Origin of the sequence: Kitasatospora sp. NPDC028055 (assembly GCF_040637885.1) — a bacterium.
GTDB lineage: Bacteria > Actinomycetota > Actinomycetes > Streptomycetales > Streptomycetaceae > Kitasatospora.
Window position 1 is genome coordinate 1 of record NZ_JBEZXE010000092.1, and the last position, 8,961, is coordinate 8,961.

General features: G+C 71.7%; 11 protein-coding genes. 7 read left to right on the plus strand and 4 right to left on the minus strand.

The genetic code is table 11. The annotated features are described in order from the left end of the window. The 3 genes from AB0F71_RS39425 to AB0F71_RS39435 form a co-directional block, all read left to right on the plus strand. On the plus strand, positions 1 to 354 hold a 354-nt coding region (locus AB0F71_RS39425; protein ID WP_360246009.1), incomplete at its 5' end, for a hypothetical protein. Beyond that, positions 354 to 1,331, plus strand: a complete 978-nt coding sequence (locus AB0F71_RS39430; protein WP_360246012.1) for a hypothetical protein — start codon at positions 354 to 356, stop codon at positions 1,329 to 1,331. The genes AB0F71_RS39425 and AB0F71_RS39430, both read left to right, overlap by 1 nt. A 1,082-nt stretch (positions 1,332 to 2,413) precedes the next feature. After that, a complete protein-coding gene (locus AB0F71_RS39435) occupies positions 2,414 to 2,626 on the plus strand; it encodes a hypothetical protein (protein ID WP_360246015.1) in 213 nt (70 codons plus the stop codon). A gap of 293 nt (positions 2,627 to 2,919) precedes the next feature. Here AB0F71_RS39435 and AB0F71_RS39440 read toward each other — a convergent pair whose 3' ends face one another. From AB0F71_RS39440 to AB0F71_RS39455, 4 genes are all read right to left on the minus strand, one after another. Beyond that, positions 2,920 to 4,593, minus strand: coding sequence for a replication protein (locus AB0F71_RS39440; protein WP_360246018.1), 1,674 nt, complete (start codon positions 4,591 to 4,593; stop codon positions 2,920 to 2,922). 524 nt (positions 4,594 to 5,117) lie between these two features. Beyond that, positions 5,118 to 5,381 (minus strand): DUF6303 family protein, encoded by a 264-nt coding sequence (locus AB0F71_RS39445; protein ID WP_360246021.1) that lies wholly within the window; start codon positions 5,379 to 5,381, stop codon positions 5,118 to 5,120. A 68-nt stretch (positions 5,382 to 5,449) separates the two neighbouring features. Then, the gene (locus AB0F71_RS39450) at positions 5,450 to 6,559 is read right to left on the minus strand and encodes a DUF2637 domain-containing protein (RefSeq protein ID WP_360246024.1); all 1,110 of its coding nucleotides are present in this window, start codon (positions 6,557 to 6,559) and stop codon (positions 5,450 to 5,452) included. A gap of 123 nt (positions 6,560 to 6,682) precedes the next feature. Beyond that, on the minus strand, positions 6,683 to 7,426 hold the full coding sequence (locus AB0F71_RS39455) for a GntR family transcriptional regulator (protein ID WP_360246027.1): 744 nt from the start codon (positions 7,424 to 7,426) through the stop codon (positions 6,683 to 6,685). A 325-nt stretch (positions 7,427 to 7,751) separates the two neighbouring features. Here AB0F71_RS39455 and AB0F71_RS39460 point away from each other — a divergent pair, with 325 nt between their 5' ends. From AB0F71_RS39460 to AB0F71_RS39475, 4 genes are all read left to right on the plus strand, one after another. Then, complete coding sequence (locus tag AB0F71_RS39460; RefSeq protein ID WP_360246030.1) at positions 7,752 to 8,000, plus strand: hypothetical protein; 249 nt, start codon at positions 7,752 to 7,754, stop codon at positions 7,998 to 8,000. After that, positions 8,000 to 8,164, plus strand: a complete 165-nt coding sequence (locus AB0F71_RS39465; RefSeq protein WP_360246033.1) for a hypothetical protein — start codon at positions 8,000 to 8,002, stop codon at positions 8,162 to 8,164. Before AB0F71_RS39460 ends, AB0F71_RS39465 begins: the two co-directional genes overlap by 1 nt. Before the next feature lie 141 nt (positions 8,165 to 8,305). Next, positions 8,306 to 8,692 carry a hypothetical protein gene (locus AB0F71_RS39470; RefSeq protein WP_360246036.1) on the plus strand — a complete coding sequence of 129 codons (387 nt, stop codon included), beginning with the start codon at positions 8,306 to 8,308 and terminating at the stop codon, positions 8,690 to 8,692. 3 nt (positions 8,693 to 8,695) lie between these two features. Then, the coding region (locus AB0F71_RS39475) for a hypothetical protein (protein WP_360246039.1) at positions 8,696 to 8,961 on the plus strand (266 nt) is incomplete at its 3' end.

Below are 8,961 nucleotides of genomic sequence, written 5' to 3' on the forward strand. Positions count from 1 at the left end.
CTGGCCTCGGCGGTGACCGGCGGCTTCCTCGGCAAGGTCAGCGGCGGGTTCACCGGCAGCGGCGACCTCGCCGGACAAGCGGTCGGCCACGTCGCCCTCGGCCAGGACGGCGCCGGCGCCGTCGACGTCTCCGCCAGCGAGGTGCTCGGGTACTCCGGCTCCTGGCTCGTCCTGATCCTCGTCGTCGGCCTCGGCCTGTTCCTCTGGTACGCGAAGTCCTGGCGGGAGCGGGCGCTGGCCCTGTCCGGCGCGGTGACCGGCGCGACGTGGGGCATCGCCTCCTCGATCGGCGGCTGGGCCGCGATGGCCGGCGTCCCGCTGTTCACGTGGCTGGGCGAGCAGGTGATCGGCTGATGGCCGGGCCCACCATCGTCCGCGCCCAGCGCGGCGCCCAGCACCTCGTCCTCGCCCTCGCCCACTGGGCCGGCGGGCACAACGTCAGCGCCGAGGAGATCACCCGCCGCATCGTCAAGGCCCGCCAGGAAGCGCACGCCCTGGCCGTCGCCGAACAGGCCCGCCTTGCCCAGGCCGCCCAGAAGAAGGCCACGAAGCTTCGGCGCATCTCCGAGCGCGACGGCGGCCTGGTCCCCGCCCAGATGACCGCCCTGCAGACCGCGGACCTCGAAGCCCAACGCCACGGCGCCGCCCTCAGCGCACTCGGCGACTTCGAGGTGCCGGCGCTCGACCCCGGCCACATCCGCCACCGGCGCCACCGCATCGCCGCCGTGCGCTGCATGGTCCTGACCCTGGCCCCCGGCGCCGTCATCGCCGGGAGCTGGGTGATCGACGGCACCGTCTTCCTGTGGTCGGTGCTCGGCGGAGCGGCGGCCTGCGTGATACGCGGCGACAAGCCGTTCCAGCTCGGCCTCCGCCCGGTCCCCGCCGAACTGCTCGCCGCCACCCCACTCGTCCTGCCAACGGTCACCGCGACCGTCGTCGAGCCGGAGGGCCCCGCAGCCGACCCCGGCGAGTGGAAGGCCGACCTTCGCCGCCACGTCGAACGCGCCGTCGCGATCGCCGACCTCGGCGGCGCGAAGGCCGTCCACGTCGCCGACCTCCTCGCCGGCCTCCAGCAGTCCGGCCAGTTCCTCGGCGCGACCAGCAAGACGTTCCCCGGCACCCTGCGTGACGCCGGAATCCCCGTCGAGGTCGTCAAGATCAAGGGCGAGAGCGGCCTCGGGGTGCGCTACGACAAGCTCGGCGAGGCCCTCGGCCATCAGCCGGCCCTGCCCGCCCACCTGGTCCCCGACCTGACCGAGGACCAGGACCAGGAGGCCGGGGGAGTACCCCTCTCCAAGCCCCTCCCCCACCAGGGCGCAGCCACCGGGTAAACGGGTAAACGTCGAGGCCAGCCGTTTACCGTTTACCTTTACCGCCAGATTTACCGCTCCCCGAGAGGGGATGTCGATCAAGAACCGGAGCCCCCGCCAGCACCCGCCGGCGGGGGCTCAGTCATGCCCGCTGTTACAACTTTCTCTACTGGATCAAGGGCCGCGCTGCGGCCCCCGGCGGCCGTCCGCTCCGGCCGCCCTCCTGTCTCCGCCCCGGGCTGCCGGGCGACGGCCGCCGAGGGAACGTCACCAACCGTCACCGATCCCGGGGGCGCTGCCCCCAGACCCCCGACCACCTCCGGGGAGCCGGGGCGACTGGCGATCTTGTGCGGCGTGCGACGGGGCGGGCGTGGACCGTATGGCGGGACTCCCCGGCGGACGGCACCCCAAGGGGCGTACCACGGCCTCTGGGGGCCCCTCACCGGCCGCGCGCACACGTAACCGACCTGGAAGCACGGTCGGGGCCCCCGGCGGCCGTGGTGCGGACAAGCTGCCGCCCACCGGGGAGTCCCGCCACGGCCCACCCCCGTGGGTCAAGGACGATGGCCGGGCACCGGGCGAAAAGGCCGGCCCCGGTAGGGCCAGCGAACCCGTTCCCGGGCAACCGCGGATTCCGCCTCGCGCGCGCACGACGCACGCGCGCCTTGGACCCGCCGACCGGTCCCGCCGGCACTCGATGATGAACATGAACCCGGCCCACTCCTGGCCGCCCGGATCGAGCCCGGCCTGCTTGGCCGACGACCGCCGGTTCACGTACGGCACGTCACCGAATTCACGTACGCGAGCAGCTGCACCACAACGAGGACCAGGACGACGAACACCACCAGGAGCACGAGCAGCTGCCAACCAACCTCAGGCCCTTGCATCACGGATCCGACGGCAGCCCTATCACGTGATAGGGAATCCAAGATCGAGAACGACCACACCTCATGCACTTCGAGCTGACCCCGGCGACGACCCCACGTCTGCGACAGCTCTTGCATCTCCGAACCAAGATCATTCTGAGTGCTAAGGTATCGTCACTTCGCGACGATACGAGGCCGCCCACGGGCGGCCTTTCTGGTGTCCGGGATCATGGTCGGATGAGTACTCACAGGCGCCCGCTGCACGTCCGGTCCGACGACGACGACCAGGGCGTCGAGCACACCGCCGGCGCCCGCCGACTGCCCGTCGAAGCGACGGCCGCCGTCGAGGACCAGGCCGCCGTCGACGTCCACCAGGAGCACGTCGAGCCGCCCCGTCGACGGCCGCTCGGCCCCGGTCCGGCGAGCGGAAACTGCGACAGTTTCCACTAACTCGCTACCGGCATCTACCGCGTGAAACCGGGGCCTGTGAACCGCCCATCGGGCGGAGCAAGTTGTGCCGCAAGGACTCCTTGCGGCGCCGCTCCGGCAGCAGCGAGCTATCCCCGTGGACCGTCCAATCGGACGGTCCACGGGTCCGGCGGGGGCACCGGGGGGAGAAAAGGCCGGCGCCCTCGCCGACCGCCTGGCCGTCCTCGGCGCAGGCCTGCGTGAGCCGGTCCCGTAGGCCCGGCTTGCGCGATAGCTTGCTCCGCCCGTTCCCGGCGGTTCGGAGCGTCAGCGAGTTAGTGCTTACTGGTACCAGTTTCGCGATCCGTGCGTGCCGGACGGTCGCCGTCGCCGTTCAGCCGGGCCAGCAACTGGGCGCGTTCCTGCTCGGCCTGGTCCGCCTCGTACTCGGCGATCCGGGCCTGGCGTTCCAGCTCCTCCCGGCGGGCGATCACCCGGGCGAACAACGCCTCCTGGATCTCGGCCAGCTCCTCGGCGGTGGCGATCCGGACGTGGTTGCGGCGGCCGCCGAGGCCCGCGACCAAGTCGGCCGCGGACTCGTAGCACTCGGCCTCGATGACCGCCTTCACGTCCATCTCGGCGTCGGCCTGGACGACCGTCGCGTGCGCGTCGGGCGTCATGATGACGCCGCCGGTCAGGTCGTCCGGCTTCTGCTGCTCGTAGACGTACTGGAGGTCTTGCTCCTCGGAGTCGTCGCCGACCAGGCCGAGGTGGCGACGCAGGCCGCGCGTCCACTCGATCGCCCGGCGCCCGGCCATCGCGGTCTCGTACTCGGCCCACCAGGCGCGGCACTGCGCGGCGGTGCCGTAGCCCTCGGCCTGGCGCGGGTCGAGTTCGGCGACCTCCAGGTCCCACAGGCGGTAGAGCATCTGGAACGGCGTCATGGTCTTGCGGCCCCGGCCGGTCTTGCTGGAGGCGTTCGCGGTCTCCAGCGCGGCCCCGCCGGCGGCGTCCAGGTCGCCCCGCACCGAGTCGGTCGGGGGCTTCCCGTCCTGCACCTTGGTGAGGTACTCGATCAGCGCGGCCGCGTCGGGCGACTTCACGATCTGGACCATGACGCCGTGGCCCTTGCCCCGGCACTTGCAGTCCGGGATGCCGCACTCGGTCGACGGCTCGAACTTCGGGTCGGCCTTGCGCAGGGTGCGGGCCCACAGGTCGCGCAGCCAGTCCTCCCACTCGGTCAGCGACTCCTCCGTGGGCTCGAAGTAGCCCTCGGGGTCGAGCGTGCCGTTGGCCGGGGTGCCGTCGACCGTGGCGCCCAGGAACGCGAGCAGGTTCATGTGCGGGTGCCAGCCGTTGGCCTGGCTGCGGGTGACCTCGGAGGCCCGGGCCATGCCGATGTACCCGATCGAGTGACGGATGCCGGGCTCGGCCGGGCGGATCGACTCGCCGACCGAGCCGTCCTTGCGCGTCCAGCGGTTGCGGGCCTCCGGCCTCCCGTAGAACGCGGGGTCGGTCAGCATCGTCTGGTAGGCCCCAGGAACGCGCCGGGCCTTGCCGGAGCGGTCCCGCACCGGGGAGCCGTCCGCGCCGACCATCTGGGCGCCCCACAGCGCGTCAGAGAGCCTGTCCAGCTCCGTCGTGTGGTTGTGGCGGGCGGTCAGCACGATGACTGCCAGCGTCCCCCCGGCCGCCAGGTGCCGGAGCGCGGCGGTCTTGAGCTCCTCCGTGCGGCCCCGGCGGATCGCCGCCGAGCACTCCGGGCAGAACCAGATCCGCCCGCACCGCACCAGGCCAATGGTGACCGCGTAGCCCTTGCTCGACCGGGCGTGGATCACCCCGGTGTCCGGGTCGAGGACCCGGCGCCCGCAGCCCGCGCACGCGCCGTGCTTCGAGATCCGGTTGAGCAGCTTCCGGCCCTGCCAGCGCCGCACCGGCGCCGGGGTCGCGGCCCGAGTCGCCACCTGGGGAGATGCCTGCGAGTCGCCGCTCTCGGAAAACTCTGTCAACCCTTTACCTAGTTGGTCCGCTTCGCGGCCCGAAACCGGCCCCTGACCTGCGGAAATGCCGGTTTCAAATCCGGACGTTGGTTCGGATACTGACGATCCATTACGTCCGAGTTCGCCCGCAATGATCCGCTTTGCCCGCTTTCGGCAGGAATCGGTGCAGTAGGTCTTGGTCCGCCCTCCAGGCGCGTTGGTGATCCGCTTCTGGCACATCGCGCACTTCGGCCGCTTCGGGAGACGCACGGAGCGGAGAGGCTGCGAGGGTGGGGCCGTATCGCTTACGCTGGTCAACGAGTCCTCGGGATCTGGCGAGAACGAGGCTCATGGGCCTCGGATGTGTGAGAGCTGACGAGGTCCGGCAAGGCGAGGTCCTGGTGGTGAGACACCGGGGCCTTTGCCGTTCCTAGGGTCCGATCTTGCCCTGCCGCAAGCGTCCAGCGTTGCGGAACGCGCTGATGGGGCCGGTGGGATTTCGCAGTGCTGAGAGAGGCCGGGACGCGGTTGGCGTCCCGGCCTCTGCCGTTCGGTCAGCCGGCCTTCCGGACCTCGGTGGCCGCCATCAGCAGCACCGAGCCGTCGTCATCGACGTCCTCGGCCCAGTCCCAGGTGACGGCCCCGGCCGGGGCCTCGTAGCCGAGCATCTCCAGGGCCTCGGCCCGGGCCTCGACGGTCGGGATCTCGGCGGTGCCGAACTCCTCGGTGGGCCAGTCGGCGACGCGGCCGGGCAGGACGACGAACAGGCGCCAGGTGCCGTCCGCGTTCTTCGCGAGCTGGGCGCGGTAGGTAGTCACGGTCGGGGATTCTCCTCCGGTCGGGCCGGGCGCCGGCCCTTCGGCGGGCGCCCGACAGCGGTCTACTCCTACGCGGCAGCGGCGAGCTGCTTGCGGTTGGTGCTCACCCAGCCGATGGACCAGCCGGTCGCGTCGGCGATTTCGCGGACGCTGAGCCCAGGGTTCTTGGCGATGAACGCGAGGGCCTTCTCCTCCGTCATCTTCGCGGCCTCCGTCGTGTTCACGGTGTTCACCGCCGACACCTTCACGGCCGGGCGGGCCCGTTCACGGTCGGCCCGCTCCTGGGCCTCGCCCTGTTCACGGGCGGCCTGCTCGGCGCGTTCACGGGCGGCGCGGTCGCGCTCCTCCTTGCGTCGGCGGTCGTCGGCCTCGCGCTGTTCACGGGCGGCCTGATCGGCGCGTTCGCGGGCCTCCTGCTCGTCCCGGTCCCGCTGTTCACGGGCGAGGCGGTCGGCCCGCTCCTGGGCCTCGCGCTGCCTCTGGGCGTCGCGGTCGGCCTGGCGTTCAGCAGCCTCGTGGGCGAGGCGGTCAGCCTCCAGCTTCGCCTGGTGGTCGCGCTCGGCCTGGCGCTCAGAGGCCTCGCGGTCGGCCCGTTCACGGTCGAGCCTCTCCTGGTGTTCACGGGCCTCGCGTTCACGGCGCTCGTCGTCCGCGCGCTGCTGGTCACGCTCCTCGCGGGCGCGCTGTTCACGGGCGAGGCGGTCGGCCTGTTCACGGGCCAGCTGCTGCTGGTGTTCACGCTCCAGGCGGTCGAGTGCCCGGGTGATCGCCCGGCGGTACGCGAGGCCGGCCTCCCCCGTCGCGATGAGCAGGGCCGGCGCGACGGCGTGAACACCCACGCCGACCCAGTCCCCGTTGAGCCAGGAGAAACCGACGTTCAGCAGGAGCGTGAACAGGCCGGTGAGCCAGCGCAGGATGGCCGGCCATGCCCCGGCATCGCCGCCGAGGCGGGCGACGGTGGAGTCGAGCCGGATCACGATGACGACCGCGGAGTCGACCACCAGCGGGAGGACCGGGGCGGTCCAGCCCCAGCCGTCCGGGCTGACCGACTTCACCAACGGCGTGACGGTCAGGACGCTGTAGAGGATCGCCCCGGCGGTGATGAACCAGGTGCCGAAGCTGAGGGTCCGCTCGGCGGAGTCGACCTGGGCGCGGGTCATGGTCTTGGTGCTGATCACCGGACCACCCCCGGCGTGCGGACCAGGGGATACTGAACGACGTGGGACACGGGTACCTCCGTGGATCACGGGGCCGTCCCGGCGCTGCATGCCGGGCGGCCCACTCTCGTATCTGGGGTCGGATCAGGCCTGGTCGTCGGGCCTGGCGGTGTACTCGACCGCCAGCACCACGCCGCGCGGCCACCACGTGGTGCCGTACTCGATGACACCCAACCCGTCGTGCCGGACCGTCGTGCGCTCCAGCACCGGCTGTCCCTGCGGCACGTTGAAGGCCTCCGCGTGCTGGAGGCTGGTCAGGTCCACCGCGAAGTGGTCTTGGGTGATCTCCGTACGCCGACCCGTCGCCGCCTCGATACGGGCGACGTTGCCCGGCGGGGTGGACTCGGTCGTGAGGAGCTCAGGGACCAGGTCCGCCAGCTCGGCGGGGAACCACGAGTGGCTCATGCGGATGACGCGGTCACCGCGTCGCACCAGCCCACGGCGCAGGATCGCCTGGGCACCGGCCTCGATGCCGAGGATGTCTGCCTCGTGCCCGCCGGTGCGGGTCAGCCCGGCGGAGAGGATGACGGCTTCATCGGTGGCCGCGTACTGCTCGCCGCGCTGACGGGTGCCGTCGACCCGCACCCGCAACGTGGCGAAGTCATGCGGGCGGAAGGCGGCCTGGTAGCCCAAGCCCTGCACCGGAGAGGCGTAGCCCTCCATCTGGAGTGCACGCAGGGCCCGTTGCGCCGTCTTGGTGGCAACTCCCCATTTGTCGGCGATCTGCCGGACGGAGGGCAACTTCTGCCCGTCCACGATCTGCCGGTCGGCGATCAGCCTGCGGTAGTGGTCCGCAATCGCCTGGTACCCCACGGATTCGGGCGCCATTTCGAACGCCTCCCTTGAGCTTGTGACGGTCGGTCAAGGCCCTTGCCTGACCGCGAGGATTGCTGCTACAAAGTGCTGTAGTACCTCGGTACCACAGCGTAGTACCTAGGTACCTATGTAGCGCAAGTGTCCGTCACAAGCGCCCCGCCCGATCACCTCTCACAGATCGCGGGCGGGGCTGTGACCAGCGGAAATTCCTCCGAGAAGAGGTGCCAGTCATGGCCCACGCTACCCCCGTCCCCCCGATCACCCCCGAGGACCGCTCCCAGGCCTCCGGCGCCGCCGGCCGTCACCTGGACCGCATGACCGGCAAGGGCGGTGCGCGATGAAGCCGTTCATCACCTTGCCGCTGGTCGGCGTCGTGCGCCGTGACGGCGCCGGCGGCGTCGCCTACCGCACCGAGACCCCGGTGCCGCTGGACGTCGTGTCCGGCCTGATCCGCGAGTCCTGGTGCAGCCGGATCTCGGTCACCGACGCCTCGGCCGACGGGCAGTGGCCCGCCGAGTTCCGCGCGATGTGCATCTACGAGTCCCAGCCGTTCGTGCTCACCGGCCTGATCGGGAGGCGGCACTGATGTTCCGCCGGAAGACCACCCAGCCGCAGCAGTCCGGCCAGCAGCGCCGGGCGGCCGCCGTCCGCGACGCGGACCGCGCCGGCCACGCCGCCATGGACGCCAAGACCCGCCGCACCACGGCCCTGGAGGCCAACCCCGTCCGCGCCTGGTGGCGCTCGTCCTGACCCGCCCGGGCCCGGCCTCCCCGGCCGGGCCCCTCCCAAGGAGAACCCCGTGGGCTACCTGCTGTGCCTGTTCTTCCTGCTGGTCGACGCGGCGATCACGGTCGTGTGCGTGTGCGAGCTGATCCGCCGGGGGGTGTGGAAGTGACCTACGACCAGCACACCCCGCCGCAGCCGATCCGCGAGCTGCCCTCCGACCACCACAACGCCGTCGACTGGGACCGCGTGAAGCGGTCCGCGCGCTCGCTGCGGCCGCAGCACCCGCTCAAGACCGGCGCCACCGTGGCGGCCGGCGCGGTCCTGGGCCCGTGGTGGACCACCCACGCCGTGACGCCGCTGCTCGACCGCTACGGCCCGTCCGCCGCGATCGGCATGGCCGTCATGGCCGGCATCTACGGCTCCGTGGCCATGACCAAGACCCGCCCGATCATCCGCCGCGCGCTCGCGATCGCCCTGATCGCCACCGTCACCGGCACCCTCTACGCGGCCCCCGTCCGCGACCTCATCTCCACCTGGATCGTTGGGAGCTGACTCATGAACCTGATCGACTTCACCCACACCGTCACCCGCGCGGGCAGTGCCTTCGGGTTCGCCACCATGTCGATCACCGCCATGGTGATCTACTTCCGCAGCGGCCGGACCTTCGCCGCTCTCAAGCCCCGCTCCGTCTGGCTCCCCTGGGCCGCCAGCGCCCTGACCATGGTCCTGGCCTCGGCGGTGACCGGCGGCTTCCTCGGCAAGGTCAGCGGCGGGTTCACCGGCAGCGGCGACCTCGCCGGACAAGCGGTCGGCCACGTCGC

Excerpts from the sequence above, each read along its gene's own strand:
- AB0F71_RS39465 (WP_360246033.1), top strand. The coding sequence starts at position 8,000 with ATGTTCCGCCGGAAGACCACCCAGCCGCAGCAGTCCGGCCAGCAGCGC.
- AB0F71_RS39430 (WP_360246012.1), top strand. The coding sequence starts at position 354 with ATGGCCGGGCCCACCATCGTCCGCGCCCAGCGCGGCGCCCAGCACCTC.
- AB0F71_RS39435 (WP_360246015.1), top strand. The coding sequence starts at position 2,414 with ATGAGTACTCACAGGCGCCCGCTGCACGTCCGGTCCGACGACGACGAC.
- AB0F71_RS39460 (WP_360246030.1), top strand. The coding sequence starts at position 7,752 with ATGAAGCCGTTCATCACCTTGCCGCTGGTCGGCGTCGTGCGCCGTGAC.
- AB0F71_RS39455 (WP_360246027.1), bottom strand. The coding sequence starts at position 7,426 with ATGGCGCCCGAATCCGTGGGGTACCAGGCGATTGCGGACCACTACCGC.